Annotated in this window: 12 protein-coding genes; 11 read left to right on the top strand and 1 reads right to left on the bottom strand. The window is 37.5% G+C overall.

Annotated features, from left to right (window positions below):
- The first annotated feature begins 243 nt into the window (after positions 1-243).
- The 6 genes from PQ474_RS17970 (at position 244) to PQ474_RS17945 (ending at position 9,202) form a co-directional block, all read left to right on the top strand.
- Entirely contained in the window at positions 244-1,572 is a 1,329-nt protein-coding gene (locus tag PQ474_RS17970; RefSeq protein ID WP_273846132.1) for a prolyl oligopeptidase family serine peptidase, read from the top strand.
- Positions 1,573-1,806: 234 nt separating this feature from the next.
- Entirely contained in the window at positions 1,807-3,414 is a 1,608-nt protein-coding gene (locus PQ474_RS17965) for a sigma-54 interaction domain-containing protein (RefSeq protein WP_273846127.1), read from the top strand.
- Between the two features lie 166 nt (positions 3,415-3,580).
- Positions 3,581-4,771 (top strand): iron-containing alcohol dehydrogenase, encoded by a 1,191-nt coding sequence (locus PQ474_RS17960; RefSeq protein ID WP_273846124.1) that lies wholly within the window; start codon positions 3,581-3,583, stop codon positions 4,769-4,771.
- Positions 4,743-6,128 (top strand): permease family protein, encoded by a 1,386-nt coding sequence (locus PQ474_RS17955; protein ID WP_273846121.1) that lies wholly within the window; start codon positions 4,743-4,745, stop codon positions 6,126-6,128. The genes PQ474_RS17960 and PQ474_RS17955 overlap by 29 nt, the downstream gene beginning before the upstream one ends.
- Positions 6,129-6,217: 89 nt before the next feature.
- Positions 6,218-7,633 carry an NAD-dependent succinate-semialdehyde dehydrogenase gene (locus tag PQ474_RS17950; protein ID WP_273846118.1) on the top strand — a complete coding sequence of 472 codons (1,416 nt, stop codon included), beginning with the start codon at positions 6,218-6,220 and terminating at the stop codon, positions 7,631-7,633.
- A gap of 300 nt (positions 7,634-7,933) precedes the next feature.
- Positions 7,934-9,202 carry an ABC transporter substrate-binding protein gene (locus tag PQ474_RS17945; protein WP_273846213.1) on the top strand — a complete coding sequence of 423 codons (1,269 nt, stop codon included), beginning with the start codon at positions 7,934-7,936 and terminating at the stop codon, positions 9,200-9,202.
- An 85-nt stretch (positions 9,203-9,287) separates the two neighbouring features.
- Here the strand turns inward: PQ474_RS17945 and PQ474_RS17940 are convergent, their stop codons facing one another.
- Positions 9,288-10,019, bottom strand: a complete 732-nt coding sequence (locus tag PQ474_RS17940; protein ID WP_273846114.1) for a GntR family transcriptional regulator — start codon at positions 10,017-10,019, stop codon at positions 9,288-9,290.
- A gap of 895 nt (positions 10,020-10,914) precedes the next feature.
- Here PQ474_RS17940 and PQ474_RS17935 point away from each other — a divergent pair.
- The 5 genes from PQ474_RS17935 to PQ474_RS17915 all read left to right on the top strand — a co-directional run bounded on the left by PQ474_RS17935 (position 10,915) and on the right by PQ474_RS17915 (position 16,008).
- Entirely contained in the window at positions 10,915-11,919 is a 1,005-nt protein-coding gene (locus tag PQ474_RS17935) for an SIS domain-containing protein (protein ID WP_273846111.1), read from the top strand.
- 88 nt (positions 11,920-12,007) lie between these two features.
- The gene (locus PQ474_RS17930) at positions 12,008-13,315 is read left to right on the top strand and encodes an ABC transporter substrate-binding protein (RefSeq protein ID WP_273846108.1); all 1,308 of its coding nucleotides are present in this window, start codon (positions 12,008-12,010) and stop codon (positions 13,313-13,315) included.
- 64 nt (positions 13,316-13,379) lie between these two features.
- The gene (locus tag PQ474_RS17925; RefSeq protein ID WP_273846106.1) at positions 13,380-14,261 is read left to right on the top strand and encodes a carbohydrate ABC transporter permease; all 882 of its coding nucleotides are present in this window, start codon (positions 13,380-13,382) and stop codon (positions 14,259-14,261) included.
- A 44-nt stretch (positions 14,262-14,305) separates the two neighbouring features.
- Positions 14,306-15,157 carry a carbohydrate ABC transporter permease gene (locus PQ474_RS17920; RefSeq protein ID WP_273846210.1) on the top strand — a complete coding sequence of 284 codons (852 nt, stop codon included), beginning with the start codon at positions 14,306-14,308 and terminating at the stop codon, positions 15,155-15,157.
- A gap of 26 nt (positions 15,158-15,183) precedes the next feature.
- Positions 15,184-16,008 (top strand): PfkB family carbohydrate kinase, encoded by an 825-nt coding sequence (locus tag PQ474_RS17915; protein WP_273846104.1) that lies wholly within the window; start codon positions 15,184-15,186, stop codon positions 16,006-16,008.
- Positions 16,009-16,018: the final 10 nt, after the last annotated feature.

Here is a 16,018-nt window from a genome sequence, read left to right as displayed (position 1 = left end):
GTACGCCCTCTTTTTGAGAGAGGTGTACTTTTTTTGTTTTCGTAAATGTAACAAATAAATACAGATAACCACAATTTTGTGCTACAAGCAGTGCTAAAAAAAGAGAATGTATTGTGCTAGGATTTAAATGTAAGGGTTTACAAGGGGGAGGTTGATAGAATTTCGGTTTAGGGACATCAGTCTTTAATTTTAATTAGGAAATGAAGTTGCTGAAATACCATTCAAATAGGGAGGTAGAAGGTAATGCTCAAAAAACACGTGAAAATTGGACTGTTATTGATCGTAACAATGATTATGTCACTTTCTTTCAGTGCTGGTGTATTTGCTAAGGAAGGAAATACAAAACCAACATCTTACCGTACGGTTACAGAAATTCATGACTGGGGTGCAGCAGATTCAAAGGTAATCGTTGAAATAGGTACACCATTACCAAAGGATTCAGTAACAAAGGATACGTTTAAAGTACATGTAGCAAGAAGTGACGATAGATTAGCAAATCCTTTCTTGGAAGAAGGGTACCGTACAGTCACAGAAGCTTATGTTTCTGATAAAGATGGAAAACCTGCTGTAAGAGGGAAATATGTAGTATTAGAAATGGAAATTGGACCAAATAGCTCGCTAGATTCCCCGCTCAACTATGATTGGGCAACTACAGGTTTGAACGCTTGGATTCATACGGAGTATACCATTACTCAGGTAGAAGATATTACCATTCATTCAGGAAATTCAGGGACCATTTCAGGATTGGTTGCTGATACATTTGCAGGTGGTATAAGAGAACTGGTAAATGATTTCTCTTCGGGATCAAAAACGTACAATGACGTTACTTTAACATATGCAGACTATGTACCAGCGAAAGACAAAGTTAAGAATCCATTAATTATCTGGCTACACGGTGGAGGAGAAGGCGGAACGGATACGTCCATTCCACTTTCTGCTAATAAAGCTGTTAACTTCGCCACTGAAGAAATTCAATCCTATTTTGATGGAGCATATGTATTAGTACCTCAGGCACCGACTAGATGGATGGATGGTTTTACAGGAGGAGCTGATGGAACTTCTATCTATCAAGAAGCACTAATGGCATTAATACAAGATTATGTAGCCAATAACCCTGATATTGATCCGAACCGAATTTACATTGGCGGTGCTTCAAATGGTGGATATATGACGATGCTTATGATTCGCGATTATCCAGGGTACTTTGCAGCTGCATTTCCGGTGTGTGAAGGTCTTCGGACTACATTAATTACAGATGAAGATATTGAAAATCTGACAAAGACGCCAATTTGGTTCGTTACATCGGCAAATGATACAACATTAAGACCAGAATTACACACCCTTCCAACTTATAATCGATTACTTGAAGCTGGAGCAAAAAATGTACAATTAAGCTTATTTGATGGCGTGTATGATACGACAGGCCTTTACAACAAAGCCGATGGCACACCATTTGAATACAATGGACATTGGTCATGGATCTACGTTTATAACAACGAGGTTGCAGAAACAATTAATGGAAAAACAACAACCATTATGGAATGGATCTCTGCACAGTCATTGAATAAATAGTGTAACTAAGGTGTCTGAGCGATGCGATTCTAAAAGTAGACACGATAAATGAATGTAAGCGGAGGAACTAGAGCCAATGGGCTTTGGTTCTTTTTCTTTTGCCTAGCGGAGTGTCTCTGACATTGGTTGACTTCAATGAGAGCGTTTGATAGTCATCGGCATCATCAACTTGTTGCTCCTTTATGCTATAATGTTTAAAAATTTTACTAGTGATATAAGGAAAGGAATAAATAGATGAATGTAAAAAGAAATATTACCATTGAAGAAGTCATTCCGTTTTTTAATAGAACTAGGACCGATGTGTTAGAAGTGGTGGATGAACGTGGAACGTTTATCGGTTATTTTACGGTTGATAGTTTGCAATCTGCTATTCAAAAGGGAGAATTGTCTGAGACAGTAGAGAGTTACGTAACAAATAGTGTGGAATACAAAGATCATTTAATAGAGGATGGTTTACCCCTCGGTCTTTTAAAGAACTATAAGGATATTCTTTCAAGTAATTTTTTTCTTCCGATTATTAACTCCCTCCATGATGGGGTGTATATTACGGATGGTGAGGGAATTACGCTATTAGTAAACTTGGCGTATGAACGTATTACAGGGATAAAAGCACGTGAAGTGGCCGGGCTGCATATGGATGAACTCGTCAAGAGAGGGTATATCTCTCAGTCTATTTCTCTAGAAGTGATCAAGCAGAAAAAGTCAGTCACGAGAATGCAAACCATTAAGGGTGACCGGACGATCATTGTTAGTGGGACACCAATCTTCTCTAAGCAAGGGGAAATTAACTTAGTTATTAGTAGTGTTCGTGACATTACCGAGTTATTAAAGCTGAAGCATGAGTTAGATGGCCTTCAATATTGGGTGAATCAAGAGGATGAAGGAGACTTTTTAAAGGATGAAGCCTTTCATGATTTAGAACTCTATGTTGCAAGTCCGAAGACGAAAGAGCTCTTCCAGTTAGCTGAAATGGTCGCAATGACCGATGCGAAAGTATTGCTGCAGGGAGAAACTGGTGTTGGGAAAAGTTTGATCGCAAGGTTTATTCATAAAAAAAGTAAGCGTTCAGACCAACCGTTTATAGAGATTAACTGTGGGGCCATTCCGGTCAATTTAATTGAGGCCGAGCTATTTGGCTATGAGCCAGGGTCCTTTACCGGTGCGTTAATAAAAGGGAAGAAGGGATTGCTCGAACAAGTAAATGGTGGGACGTTGTTTTTGGATGAGATTGGTGATTTGCCGTTAGATTTACAAGTGAAATTATTAAAGGTGGTCGAGGAAAACCGCTTCATGAGAATTGGATCGACAACAGTTCTTGAGGTGGATGTACGGATCATCTCAGCTACGCATAAAGATTTAAAAAAACAAGTCAGTGAAGGGAAATTTCGCGACGATCTTTATTATCGACTAAACATTGTTCCGATCATCGTGCCGCCACTCCATGAAAGAAAACAAGAAATCATTCCGTTAATTCGGCGGTTTTTAATGAGGTTTAATGAAAAGTATGGAATGGAAAAGACGATTAATATTGATTGTTTGGATTGTTTAAGTGAGTATTCATGGCCTGGAAACATAAGGGAACTTTTAAATATTGTTGAGCGCTTAGTTGTAACTACGCTAGACGAGGAGATTACGTTAAAACACTTACCTGAGGAGTACAAGCATTCATACCATCGTGAACAAGGTGGAAGTGACTTTTCACTCAAAGAACGTGTTCAGCAATACGAATTAAGTATCATTCATGACGCAATGAAAAAATATAAAACGACACGTAAAGTGGCAGAAGTACTTGGAGTTAGTCAAGCGAGCATCGTTCAGAAGCTGAAAAAGCAACAAAATTGATTATAAATATAATCAACTGATCACATTTTTAATCAGTTTTTGACAGGTAAATGACAATTTTTAGACGGAATAATGTCGAAACCCCTTGATTTGTCTGTGAAGAAACTTTTTAAAAAGTTGGCACACTTATTGCAATGAAGAAAGTGAGAAAGGGGAAATGTCAAACATGTTCATATCAGAATTCAAAATTGCAAATAAACTTTTAACTGGAAGTGATTCACTAAAACAGTTAAGTAAGGAAGTTAAAAATCTTAAAATTGAGAGCGTTTTAATAATAACGGACGAAATTTTAGAAAAAGCAGGTGTCGTAGAAAAGGTCAAGCGTGAATTACTGGAGTTTAATGTATGCGTTTACAATCGTGTGAAACCAGAACCGGAAGTTGGACTGGTAGAAGATTGTGTGAACGAGATTAAAAAAGGAAACTACGAAGGATTGATTGCTGTTGGTGGAGGGAGTGCAATTGATATCGCGAAAGCTGCCTCTGTTGTGTATACGAATAGTAGTCCGATTGAAGAAATGTTTGGAGTGGACCTAGTCAAAGAAGCGGGTCTTCCACTCATTGCGATCCCCACTACAGCAGGTACAGGATCAGAGGTAACGAATATCACAATTCTTTCTGATAAGAAAGAGCAGCTGAAGAAGGGAATTGTCAGCCCTCATTTGTTGCCAAAGGTAGCAATTGTTTCTCCAGAGATGACGTTAACGTGTCCGAAATCTGTGACAGCAGCAAGTGGAATTGATGCACTGGTTCATGCGGTTGAAGCTTATATTTCTGTTAATGCATCACCGATTACCGATGCATTGGCTATTAAAGCGGTCAAAATGATTGGAGAGTTTTTACCAAAAGCATATGCGAATCCATATGATCTTGAAGCTAGGGAAGCGATGGTGACGGGGAGTTTAATGGCAGGAATGGCATTTGGAAATGCAGGTGTCGGCGCTGTGCATGCTTTGGCTTATCCGCTTGGAGGACGCTTTAACATTGCTCACGGAGTAAGCAATGCAGTGTTGCTTCCTTACGTAATGGAATGGAATAAAATTAGCTGTCTGACGAAATTTAAAGATCTTGCCGAAGCGTTAGGGATTGATACGAAGAATTTAACCACTCATGAAGCGGCTGACCGGGCAATTAACGAAATGAGAAGGTTATCGCGATATGTTGAGATTCCAGAGAGTCTTCAAGATTTTGGAATCCCTGAAGAGGTCATTCCTGATATGGCGATCGATGCAAGTAAAGCGAAGCGATTGATGGATAATAACCCAAGAGCTTTAAGTGTCAAAGATATTGAAAAGATCTATCAATCTGCTTATCAAAGGGGGAGTCATTATGCTGTGGAAGCAAAGGAAAGATGGTGAGGAAACACCATTTACACCGCTTGGTCCATTTAAATTAAGGTTGCCATTTATTCATTACCGTTTTGAGTTTCCAGATTATTTTCAAGGATTGTTAATGTGTGCAGTTGATTTGGCTGCGATTCCGTTAATGGTTCAATACCTTGGCATGCCGTTTGAAGTCGCCCTAGCTGTCGTGATTCTAAATGGAATTTTGTATTTGACTCATCATATGCTTGGAGATCCTGTTGTTCCTGGTTGGATTACACCAGCGATCCCGTTAATGATCTTATTTGTTTCACAGTTCCCTGAAGGGGACGAGAGGATATACGCACTCATTGCCTTCCAACTCACCTTAGGAATTTTTTCGATCTTCCTCGGGATTACCGGCTTAGCGTCTAAAGTCGTGAACCTCGTCCCAAGTGCGATGAAGGCAGGGGTTATTTTAGGGGCTGGTTTTGCAGCGGTTATTACAATCTTTGATGTTGGTGGCCGCTTTGAGTTGTTCCCAATTACGATCAGTATCACTTGCGCAGTGGCTTTCTATCTAATTTTCTCTAAACATTTTGCGAAACTGAAGCAAAGAGGAGGATTTTGGAGAGTTCTTTCTAATTTAGGGATTTTCCCAATTATTCTTTTAGCCGTTGTTATTGCTCCATTGTTTGGAGAGGCTCCGTGGCCAACGATTGAATGGGGATTTAGCAAACCTGACTTTGCCACATTATTTGCAGAGTTCACCGTATTTGGATTAGGGTTTCCTCCATTAATGATGTTTATTGCGTCAATCCCTACAGTACTAGCTACTTACATCGTACTGTTCGGTGACGTCCTACAAAGTAAAGCGTTAGTAAGTGAAGCAGATGAATTTAGAAAAGATGAAAAAATTGATTACAACGCAAACCGTGCACATTTAATTTTCGGTGGAAGAAACGCTACAATGGGTATTTTTGGACCCGATATCGTTATGTGTGGACCAATGTGGGCAGCGATGCAAGTTGTCGTCATTGAACGATTCAAAGAAGGCAAAAAAGCGATGCACTCGATTTTCGGTGGTTCTGGTTCTTTCCGTTGGGGAACGAATACAGGGGTGCTATTGTTGCCAATCGTTAGTTTAGTAGAACCAATCTTAGGAATCGCTTTGGCGCTAACGTTAATGATCCAAGGTTATGTAAGCGTTCGCGTAGGGATCATGCAAGCAAAAAGTCAACGTGACTTAGGAATTGCGGGTATTATTGGAGCAGTTCTAGCAACAAAAGGGGCAACGTGGGCATTTGCAGTGGGGATTCTACTTTGCCTATTAATTTACGGTAAGAATTTCTTCAAAGGTGATGATGATAAAGAGGGACTTTTTAATAACGATAGTGAGAAAAAAGCTGGGTGATGGTGATCATCCATTAGTAACAGGAGTGGAAAAAAGAGAAAAAGAAAGCTTTGTAGAAGCCAAGCTTTCTTAAAAGGAGGAAATGTACGTTGAAACATTATGGTATTTATATTAATGGTGAATGGGTAGAAGGTTTTGATGCGATTGAGGTGACCAATCCTGCAACAAATGAAGTGATTGCGACCATTTCTAAAGGTGGAGCGAAGGAAGCAGCGCAAGCTGTCGATGCAGCTCATGTAGCATTTGCTGAGTGGTCCAAGTTTTCAGCGTACGAGCGTTCGGAATTAATTCGTAAATGGCATGATTTGATTCAAGAAAACAAAGAAGAAATCGCTCAAATCATGACAATGGAGCAGGGAAAGCCAATACAAGAAGCTCTTGGAGAGATGAATTACGCTAATGGATTCTTTGCTTGGTATGCAGAAGAAGCGAAGCGAATCTATGGTGAAACAATCCCAGCTACGCAGCGTAATAAGCGACTGTTTGTCCAAAAGCAACCGGTTGGTGTCGTTGCAGCAATCACGCCATGGAACTTCCCTGCAGCTATGATTACTCGTAAGGTTGGACCAGCTTTAGCTGCTGGATGCACGGTCGTAATCAAACCAGCGAACCTGACACCACTGACAGCAATTAAAATGGTGGAGCTTGCTTCTGAGGCTGGAATTCCAAAAGGTGTTGTGAACTTAGTTACTGGTAATTCAAGAGAGATTGGACAGGCTTGGTTAGAGGATGATCGTGTTCGTAAGCTGACATTTACAGGGTCGACAGAAGTTGGGAAGGAATTAATCAAGGGCTCAGCAAGTACAGTGAAAAAAGTATCCATGGAGCTTGGAGGTCATGCTCCTGTGATCGTAATGGAGGATGCAGACCTAGATAAAGCGGTCGAAGGTGTTATCCATTCTAAGTTTCGTAATGCTGGTCAGACATGTATTTGTTCGAATCGAATTTTCGTCCATGAGTCTATTTATGAAGCATTTATCGAGAAGCTTGTTCCAAAAGTCAATGAGTTGAAAATAGGTAATGGACTTGATCATGGGGTTGAAATTGGTCCTCTTATCGATCAAGCAGCCGTTGATAAAGTAATGAAACAAATTAATGATGCCGTACAAATGGGAGCAAAGATCGAAGCAGGGGGCGAAGTGAAAGAAGGGCTATACATGGAACCAACTGTACTCTCCAATGTTCATGATGACATGACGTGTATGATTGAAGAAACATTTGGTCCGTTAGCTCCTATCACGCCTTTCCAAACAGAAGAAGAGGTGATTAAGCGTGCAAATAACTCAATCTTTGGTTTAGCTGCGTATGTCTTTACAGAAAATTTGTCTCGAGGCATCCGAATCACTGAAGCGCTTGAATACGGTATTATTGGCTTAAATGACGGTCTTCCCTCAACTCCTCAAGCACCATTTGGTGGCTTTAAACAAAGTGGGCTTGGGCGCGAAGGCGGTCATTACGGAATTGAGGATTATTTGGAAGTGAAATATATTTCCTTAGGGTTGTAGGGTCTAGTCCTTGCTTAGAAGAGCTACAGATTTGCTGCTGATGCGGAAGTCTGGTAGCTCTTTTTTGGGATCTATTATTTATGTTGGGTTAGTAAACAACTCTAGGTTGATATTTCTTTTTAGTGAACAATTTAATATACTAGGGATTTGTAGACAAAAAGGTAAATGCGAAATAAAATAAATTTAGGAAATCTACTATTACTACCCTAACACAATATTGAAACAGCTCAACTAAACTACTATACTTGCTTTGGTTTAAATATAGTAGGTATTTAGAAAAAAGGGGATAGCTTAATGAAGTTGAAAAAAATACTAGTCTTTTTTTGTAGTGTAATTATTATTTCAGCATTATTTGGATGCTCAACTAAGACTACAAGTTCAGAAGAAGGAACGGTTACGTTAAATTTCTTTCATAGATGGCCCAATGATCCTCATAATCAATATTTTAAAGAGGTAGTAGCTGCATTTGAAAAAGAACATCCACATATCAAGATTAAGATGGAAGCCGTGGCAAACGATGCTTATAAAGATAAAGTGAGAGTTCTTCTTGGTACGACTTCTAATACGCCTGATGTATTTTTTTCATGGAGTGGTGAATTTGTCTATAATTTCGTTAGAGCCGATAAAGCTCTTGATTTAACTTCCTATCTAGAACAGGATCCACATTGGACCGACTCATTTGTTGAGACGCAAATGGAACCGTTTAGCTTCGGTGGAAAACAATACGGAGTACCTTGGAAAATGGGAGGAAAAGCTTTTTTTTATAATAAAGATATGTTTGCAGAATTAAATCTTGAACCACCTAAAACTTGGGAAGAATTGATAGTTGTGCTTGATAAGCTTTATACAAAGAAGGATACACCGATTGCATTTGGGAATAGAGCACCATGGGCTGTTTCTCATTATATTGGCACATTGAATCAGAAACTAGTTGATCATGATACTAGAATGACTGATTATAATCAGGAAACGGGTGAATTTACAGATCAAGGATATATAAAGAGTTTGGAGAAGCTTCAGGTGTTGTCAAAATACTTCAAAGATAGTCCTAATTCGCTGGATCATCAATTTGCTAGGCAAATGTTTAGTAATGGTCAGGCTGCCATGGCCTATTTAGAATTAAGTGAATTAAGTTTTGTTGAACCTTTGACGGAGTTCGAACTAGGGTTATTTGACTTTCCGGTACTGGATGATGAGAAAGGGAGAAATGGTTATATTTCAGGTGGGCCAGAAGGATTTGTCATTGCTGCCTCAACGAAACATCCAGAGGAAGCAATAGAGTTTCTAAAGTTCTTAACATCAGCAAAAATGGGAGGGAAATTACTCTCAGATGTTGGGTTTTATAGTGCGACAAAAGGGGCAATTACTGAAGAAAATTCAACAACGTTACAATTAGAGGCTGTAAACATGCTCCTAAATGCAGAAGGGTTCGCATTATGGCTTGACACAGATATGAATATTTCTGTTGTAGATGCTTATTTGACTGGGACTGAATTGTTATTAACTGGTGATAAAACACCTCAAGAAGTGATTAATGATGTACAAAAAGCTGCTAAGGCAATAAGGTGAATATTCAAAATAAGAAGAGAAACGATCATGTTTAAGCGAAGAATAATAAGAAGGATCAGGTCTAAATAAGGCCTGATCCTTCTTATTATTTGTTTGTGGAGTTTACTGTAAATTTAGCACGATCTGCTCGAAGAAACAGAGAAGAAGTATGAACGGGAACATGATTAATATCATAAGCTATCTTTTCAATAAAGTATAAAGGTTGGCCTAAATCGCACTTTAAATATTTAGATTGGTCAGAATCGGCCAGAATAACATTTATCGTTTTTGTGTTACTAGAGAACGTAACATTGTACTTTTTTGAGAGAATTTCATAGGTTGATGTAGATTGAGTAATATATTCCTGCAAGTTGTGAAATCTCTCAAGAGGATAATGAGCAATTTCTAAAACGAATGGCTCATCATCTATATAAAGGATACGTTTCAGTTGAAGCAAGGGAGAGTCTCCGTTAACATGTAGCAGATCGGTTAGTTGTGAGGTAGCTTCTACGACATCACAAGATAAAATTTGCGAGTTAGGCTTTTCACCAGATTGAATGATGTGCTCAGAAAAACCATTTACAGAGATAAGCTCTCTTTTTAATATTTTTTCTTTCACAAATGTTCCTTTTCCTTGCTGTCGTGTTAAGTAACCTTCTTCTACTAAATCTGATATTGCTCTTCTAGCTGTTATTCGACTAACCCCGTAAATATCGCAGAGCTCAACTTCGGTTGGTAGCTGTTGGTTATGTTTATAATGACCGTTGCTTATTTCTGCTTTAATAATATCCTTTAATTGGGCATATAAAGGTATTGAGCTTGAATGGTTAAGTTTCATTAGACCCACCTCTGGCTATATTGTGATGTAATGTTTTTAAATAATTACCTACTAGTGTATTAGCATCCTTTTTTTACTATTAAATGGAACTCCATTATAACATCTTATTGTTGTGTATGTCGGAATAACTTAAAATATAACAACTTAATATGTCATGTTCAAGTTTATTACCAATTCAGTCGCCAAGGAGCTATGAAATAGGGTTTAAAATCACGATTCGATTATTAATTGAATCCATTAAAACGCTGTTATAACTTAAAACTTGTTTAGCGTTTTCAATTTCACATACTTAGATGAAACAACGGGTTTATATTATGATATCAAATTGCTTAAAATTGAAGACAATCCAAAACTCAATTTTTTGTGCATGCTCTAGAAGTTCAAGAAGTTGTATTGTAAAGCATTCCAATAAGGAATGTCTTTTTTGTTAGATAAGAAAATTTTATGATCTAGTTATCTCTAACTCATGATAGGTATGCTCCAAACAAAGGCTAATAGAATGCTGAACTGATTGATGGAGGGCTAAGAAAATATTTACCTCTTTCAACGTTTAAGAAAAATAAACATAATTTTCGTTCAGTAGTTATTCAAGGCTGAGTAATGAAAGGAAATTGAGAGTTTTAAATCAACAAAGCTGGTTATTGATACCAATAAATATGAACGTATTATTAGATTGAAACAGAGGTCTTAACATTCGACGATTTTCAACTTTTTCTGTCGAAAGGTTTTTAAATTTTCTGATAAATATAAATTGACAGGAGTTACACTCTAATTTATTATAATGTTATATAACGTTATAACATAAACCGAAACGTTATAGCGATAAATCAATAAGGAGGATAGCAGTTTAAAAGTTAACCAACTAAACAATATAAAAAATTAGGAGGACATTTAAATGCCCACAAATGAACAAGTAAAAGTATTAAGTCAAGTACAAGAGGTTTTAGATATTGTTAAAGAGCGTACGATTGAAAATGTATTTTTTGTTGCTTGTGGTGGTTCATCTGCACTTATGTATCCTAGTAAATATCTTCTTGATCGTGAAGCGAAAAAAATGGTTTCAGACTTATATAGTTCCAATGAATTTATCCATAGAAACCCTAACACATTAGGGAAGAACTCACTTGTTATATTATGTTCGTTAGAGGGTGTCACTCCTGAGACCGTTTTTGCAGCACAATTTGCTAATGAAAAGGGTGCGCTAACAGTAGGGTTAACGAATGAAGAAGGCTCGCATTTAGCTAAAAATGTTGATTGTGTTGTAAAGTTTGAATTTGGTGATCAAGCGAATGCGTTTGATACTAACTATAGTATTATGTATCAACTTACAATGGGACTATTAAATGTTGTTGAAGGTAATGAGAAATTTGAGAAAATGGTAACAAGTTTATCTAACCTTCAAACTGTCTACGACAAAGTAAAAGTAGCTGTTAAAGAAAATGCGCTGCAATTTGGAGAAGACTATAAGGATGAAAAAGTTATTTATACCATCGGTAGTGGTGCTAACTATGGAGTTGCCTACTCATTTGCAATTTGTATCTTAATGGAAATGCAATGGATTCATTCTCATGCGATTCACGCGGGTGAATATTTCCACGGACCATTTGAAATTTTGGATGAAAAGGTACCTTTTATTCACCTTTTAGGTCTTGATGAAACTCGTCCTTTAGAAGAACGTGCGTTAGAATTCGCAAAAAGATATGGTAAACGATTAATTGTACTAGATGCTAAAGAGTATGACTTAAGTGGAATTGACGAAGAGATGGAAGGCTATATAGCACCACTTGTATTAAATTACGTATTACGGGTCTATGCGAATGCTTTAGCGGATGCTCGACAGCATCCACTGTCAACAAGAAGATATATGTGGAAAGTAGACTATCACTTACCAATTAACTAAGTTTAATTTGTTCTGAATGCAAGGGTGAATGTCATCTTTGCATTCAGAATCTTCATAATACGGCGTTCATTTTAAGGGGGATATAAAAATGAAAAGGCTTACATTTATTTTTTTGATGATATTTAGTGTTCTACTATTAGCAGCATGTTCAGATTCAGCGAGTAATTCTAATTCTTCACCTGCTCCAGATACCGGAACAGCCACTGAGACAAAAGACACGGTTACATTGAATTTCTTTCATCGTTGGCCAAATGATCCTCATAATCAATATTTTAAAGATGTAGTAGAGGAATTTGAAAAGGAAAACCCTCATATTAAAATTGAAACAGAAGCTGTATTAAATGATTCTTACAAAGATAAAGTGAGAGTTTTACTAGGGACATCAACAAATATCCCAGATGTATATTTTTCTTGGAGTGGCGAGTTTGGCCACAATTTTGTAAGAGCAGAAAAAGCTCTTGATTTAACTCCATATTTAGAGGAAGATACAAATTGGAAGGACTCCTTTGTTGAAACACAGATGGAACCGTTTAGTTTAAATGGAAAACAATACGGCGCTCCATGGGCAATGGGAGGAAAAGCGTTCTTCTATAACAAAGATATATTTGCTGAATTAGGTCTTGAAGTTCCTAATACTTGGGACGAGTTCATCGTTGTCCTTGATAAAATAACGACAACGGATTATACGCCAATTGCATTTGGAAATAAAGCTCCGTGGGCTGTTTCTCACTATATTGGGACATTAAACCAAAAGTTAATAGATCACGATCAAAGAATGACAGATTATGACCAGTCTACAGGTGAATTTACGGACCCAGGCTATGTAGAAGCAATGGAAAAGTTAAACCAATTGTCTCCATATTTTAATGAAAGTCCTAACTCGCTTGAACACCAGTTTGCTAGAGAAATGTTTATGAATGGTCAAGCTGCAATGGCATATTTAGAAATGGGAGAAACAAGACTAGTAGAACCTGGAGCAGGGTTCGAGATAGGTTTCTTTGATTTCCCAACTCTTGATAATGAGAAGGGGAAAGAAGGCTATATTTCAGGTGGGCCGGAAGGGTTTATGGTTTCTTCAACGACGGAACACCCAGAAGAAGCAGTCGCGTTTTTAAAGTTTTTAACATCGAAAGAGATGGGTGAGAAATTATTAACCGATGTAGGTCTCTTTAGTGCAATAAAAGGAACTGTTAATGAAAGTAATTCAAGTGAATTACAGCGTGAAGCTGTTGATGTAATTCTTAATGCAGAAGGAATTGCGCTGTGGCTTGACACGGACATAAATATTTCAGTTGTCGATGCGTATTTAAGTGGTGCACAATTAATGCTTACTGGTGATAAAACACCAGAAGATATTATTAATGACGTACAACAAGTAGCGAAGTCGATTAAATAATCTAGCAATATACCGTATATGGGTGGAGTCATACGACTCCACCATAAAAAAAAGGGGGGAGCTTATGCTCAATCATAAAAAACTGACCCCATATTTGTATTTGGGACCATGTATTGTGATGTTACTTGTTTTTGTTTATATTCCCATTATTCGAAATATTGAATATAGTTTGTTTGAGTGGAGTGTCTTTTCCCCTGAAAAAACCTTTGTAGGATTTAAGAACTTTACCACTCTATTCCAAGATGCTGTGTTCTATACAGCGCTAAAGAATAACTTACTTTATGCAGTTATCTCTGTTATTTTTCAGGTAGGTGGTGGTTTAATCGTAGCTGCTATGTTAGAGGATAAGCTAGTCAGACGTATCTCTCCACTCTTTCGAACGATGTTCTTCTTACCGGTTATTATTTCTATCACGGTCATTGCTTTATTATTCGATTTCTTTTATAACCCACAGGTAGGATTGTTAAATAAGTTTCTAATAGAAATCGGATTGGAAAACTATACTAGAGCTTGGTTAGGTGAAACAGGAACGGCCATTTATGCGGTCATTGCTGTCTCACAATGGCAAAGTATTGGGTATATTATGATGTTGTACATTGTCGCCATGCAAAAAATACCTACTGAATTATATGAAGCAGCTGACATAGATGGTGCTTCAAAGATTCAACAATTTTTCTCCGTTACAGTTCCACAAGTAAAAGAAATGACTTTCGTCGTAACTTTAGTAACAGTCACACAAGCTTTTACCGTATTTAATGAACCATATATTTTAACTGGAGGGGGGCCTGGTAATTCCTCTCAAGTCCTAGGAACTTACTTATATCACAATGCATTTTCTCGTGATGCGATGGGCTATGCTGCAGCAATTGCTACTGTTGTATTAGTCATTACAATGCTAATCTCATTAGTTCAAATAAAATTGTTTAAGACAGGGAAGGAGGAATAGCTTTGGGTGCAAATGTTAATGTTAATGTAGAAAAACAGCCAAATATAGCTCCTCCTAAAAGAAAAAGGCTTCATCCAAGGAAGATTATAGGAGTCACCTCTGTCTATTTAGTTTTAATTGTCTATTTTATTATCATTGCTTATCCATTATTCTGGATGATTACTAATTCATTAAAAGAAACAAGTGAAATTTATGGGAATAGTTGGGCTCTTCCGACAAATTGGTTATTTGAAAATTATGTAACAGCATGGAACAGAGGGATTTCCAGTTACTTTTTAAATAGCGTCATGGTTACAGTTGTCACATGTATTTTAACCGTTTTTCTAAGTGCTTTAGGAGCATACGGCTTATCTCGTTTCCAATTTAAAGGGAAGACTTTCTTGCTAATTTTTTGTTTAGGTGGTTTGATGCTATCGCCTCAAGTGAGTTTGGTTCCTCTTTATAACTTGATTCAATCATTTGGGATTCACAATACTCACTTAGCGTTGATATTACCATACGTTGCCTATCGTATTCCATTTACCATTTTATTAATACGTGCCTATTTTCTGTCAATTCCTAAAGAATTAGAAGAATCAGCCGTATTAGATGGTTGTACTCATGTAGGTGTATTTTTCAGAATTTTTCTTCCGTTAAGTGTACCTATATTAGTAACTGCGATGATTTTAACAGCTTACTTCTCATGGAATGAGTTTATGTTTGCCATTATTTTCATTGATAGTGAAAGTCTTAAAACCATCCCTGCGGGGCTAATGCAATTTAGAGATGCACTAGAAACAAACTGGGGCGTGTTACTAGCTGGATTAACGATCTCAGCGGCTCCAATTATCATTTTGTTTTTGTGTATGCAGAAGTACTTTGTTAGAGGGTTAACTAGTGGAAGTGTTAAAGGATAAGAACTTCTTGAAGGGTGTAGATACAGATGAAACTATTAGCTATTGGTGATAATGTAGTAGACTACTATAAAGACAAGGACATGATTTACCCAGGTGGAAATGCATTAAATGTCGCAGTGTTAAGTAAAAGATATGGAGCAGAAATAAGTTCGTACATGGGTATCATAGGAAATGATTTACCAGCAAGTCATGTGTTGGAATCATTGGAGAAGGAAGAAATCGACATATCTAAGTTAAGACAGGCTTTTGGAGAAAACGGAATGGCTGTTGTTACATTAGATGAAGAAGGAGATCGTATATTTCTTAAAGGAAATAAAGGCGGTATCCAAAAATATCTAACCATACGCTTAACAGAAGAGGATTATGAGTATATCAAGTTGCATGATCTCGTGCATACAAGTGTCTATAGTTATTTTGAACAAACGCTACCAGAGCTCAGTAACTATATCGATGTCTCTTTTGACTTCTCCACACAAAGGGAGAAGCTCTATCTAGATACTGTCTGTCCCTTTATTAAGCAAGCCTTTTTTTCAGGAAATGATTTAAAACCTCAAGAGTGCGAAGCTTTAATAGATACTGTTCACGACTATGGGGTAGAGATTGTCGGAGTCACTAGAGGAAGTGAAGGGGCTCTTTTTTCCAAAAAAGGGAAAAGGTATCGTCAATCCATTGTTCCTATCGAAGTAGTGGATACATTGGGTGCTGGAGATTCTTTTATAGCAAAATTCATAGTAGAACATCACAAACATGGGGACATGGAAGTGTCGTTAGCTGAAGCGGCGAAGGCAGCAGCTGACACTTGTACGATATTTGGAGCGTTTGGCTACGGGTTACCTTTTACAAAAGAATAGTACATCTATC

Origin of the sequence: Halalkalibacter alkalisediminis, assembly GCF_028610705.1 — a bacterium.
GTDB classification, from domain to species: domain Bacteria; phylum Bacillota; class Bacilli; order Bacillales; family Bacillaceae_D; genus Halalkalibacter; species Halalkalibacter alkalisediminis.
This window is presented reverse-complemented; position numbering and strand designations above follow the sequence as displayed.

What these genes read in the sequence shown, in the direction of transcription:
- PQ474_RS17960 (WP_273846124.1), top strand. Translation starts at nt 3,581, where the DNA reads ATGTTCATATCAGAATTCAAAATTGCAAATAAACTTTTAACTGGAAGT.
- PQ474_RS17955 (WP_273846121.1), top strand. Translation starts at nt 4,743, where the DNA reads ATGCTGTGGAAGCAAAGGAAAGATGGTGAGGAAACACCATTTACACCG.
- PQ474_RS17925 (WP_273846106.1), top strand. Translation starts at nt 13,380, where the DNA reads ATGCTCAATCATAAAAAACTGACCCCATATTTGTATTTGGGACCATGT.
- PQ474_RS17940 (WP_273846114.1), bottom strand. Translation starts at nt 10,019, where the DNA reads ATGAAACTTAACCATTCAAGCTCAATACCTTTATATGCCCAATTAAAG.
- PQ474_RS17930 (WP_273846108.1), top strand. Translation starts at nt 12,008, where the DNA reads ATGAAAAGGCTTACATTTATTTTTTTGATGATATTTAGTGTTCTACTA.
- PQ474_RS17935 (WP_273846111.1), top strand. Translation starts at nt 10,915, where the DNA reads ATGCCCACAAATGAACAAGTAAAAGTATTAAGTCAAGTACAAGAGGTT.
- PQ474_RS17915 (WP_273846104.1), top strand. Translation starts at nt 15,184, where the DNA reads ATGAAACTATTAGCTATTGGTGATAATGTAGTAGACTACTATAAAGAC.
- PQ474_RS17970 (WP_273846132.1), top strand. Translation starts at nt 244, where the DNA reads ATGCTCAAAAAACACGTGAAAATTGGACTGTTATTGATCGTAACAATG.
- PQ474_RS17965 (WP_273846127.1), top strand. Translation starts at nt 1,807, where the DNA reads ATGAATGTAAAAAGAAATATTACCATTGAAGAAGTCATTCCGTTTTTT.